The sequence below is a fragment of the Rubrivirga sp. genome (assembly GCF_049648075.1).
GTDB lineage: Bacteria > Bacteroidota > Rhodothermia > Rhodothermales > Rubricoccaceae > Rubrivirga.
Genome location: NZ_JBARYR010000744.1, coordinates 1 through 1,700, shown reverse-complemented (window position 1 = coordinate 1,700; position 1,700 = coordinate 1). Strand labels below are relative to the sequence as shown.

Annotated in this window: 1 protein-coding gene and 1 pseudogene; both read left to right on the top strand. The window is 58.8% G+C overall.

The annotated features are described in order from the left end of the window. Nucleotides 1–622 (top strand): phosphotransferase (locus WBA11_RS19680; RefSeq protein ID WP_424522330.1); only part of this gene is annotated, 622 nt, incomplete at its 5' end. 140 nt (nucleotides 623–762) lie between these two features. Next, nucleotides 763–1,700 (top strand): annotated as a pseudogene (gene secA, locus WBA11_RS19675) (preprotein translocase subunit SecA); the annotation flags it as partial.

Sequence of the window (1,700 nt, the reverse complement as noted above, 5' to 3'; positions counted from 1 at the left end):
CATTTACGATCAGGGCGTGCAACTGGCCGATTCGGAGCTAACGGAGTTGCTAACCTACGCCACCGCCCTCCACGAACTGGAAGTGGAGCCGGATTACGCCCTCAACACCGGGCTGCGGGAACTGAACCACGCCCATATCTTCGACCTACCCTTCCGGATGGATAACGGTTTTCCCCTGGATGCGCTCTACCCCGGACTGGCGAAAGTGGCGCGCCCCTTCCGGGCGGACGAGCGGCTGGCCAGGCGGGCGCGGGAACTGGGGAAACTGTACCTGGCAAACGATAGCCGGCGGCTGATCCACGGTGATTTTTACCCGGGAAGTTTCCTGCGGGCATCGGGTCAGGTCTACGTGATCGACGGAGAATTCAGCCACCGGGGCCGCCCGGAATTCGACCTGGGCGTATTGCTGGGCCACCTGCTGCTGGCGGGCGCGCCGGAACGCCATTTGCACTTACTGGACACGGCCTACCAGCGGCCGCCGGGCTTTGACGGTGGCCTGGTACGGCAGTTTGCCTACGTAGAGGTGATTCGCCGGATTATCGGTATCGCCCAGTTACCGCTGGCCATTTCGCTCGACGAACGGCAGGCCTTCCTGGAAAGCGCGCGTGCGGGGCTATTATAACGTACCTTCTTGCTGACAATATGACGCTTGCGGGGCTTTGGCGTTATCTTTGCCTTCCGTTTTCTAAGCAGATCACGCTGTCCGCGCATAAGTTTCCTCCGGGCGACGGGGCGCAGGTGCGGTGTTTAAAATATAGCAGCATGTTTAAGGCGATAAAGAAGTTGTTCGGTTCCAAGCAGGATCGTGACGTAGCCACTTACCAGCCAAAAGTGGATCAGATCAACGAAGCTTTTACCGGGCTCTCCGGTCTGTCGAACGATGAGTTGCGGCATAAGACCGTTGAGTTTCGCGGTCGTATGGCCGAGCATCTCTCCGCCATTGATTCGGAGATCGAACAGTTGGCCAAACGGGCAAAGGAAACCGCTGATTTCCGGGAGAAAGACGATTTCTATAAGCAGATCGACAAACTGAACGAACAGCGCGACGAGGAACTGGAAGTCATTCTTAAGGACCTGCTTCCCGAGGCATTCGCGACGGTGAAAGAAACGGCTGCCCGCTTTACGGCCGGTCCCGTGACCGTCAGCATTACCGACCACGACCGGTTACTGCTCGAGGACGCTAAGAAGGGATACCTCTCCGTCGATGGCGACCAAATCACCTACGCCAAGGAATGGATGGCCGGGGGCGGTAAGGTGGAGTGGAACATGATCCACTACGACGTACAGCTCATCGGCGGTATGGTCCTCCACGACGGTAAGATCGCGGAGATGGCGACGGGTGAGGGTAAGACCCTGGTCGCAACCCTGCCCGCCTACCTGAACGGACTGAGCGGTAAGGGCGTACACGTGGTAACCGTGAACGACTACCTGGCCCGACGGGACTGCGAGTGGGTCGGCCCGATCATGGAATTCCTCGGCCTGACGATCGACTGTATCGACAAGTACCGCCCCCACAGCCCGGACCGGGTGCGGGCCTATAAGTGCGACATCGTCTACGGTACCAACAATGAGTTCGGCTTTGACTACCTGCGCGACAACATGGTCCGCAGCATGGACGATAAGGTGCAGGGTAAGCACCACTTCGCCATGATCGATGAGGTCGACTCCGTGCTGATCGACGATGCGCGGACGCCCCTCAT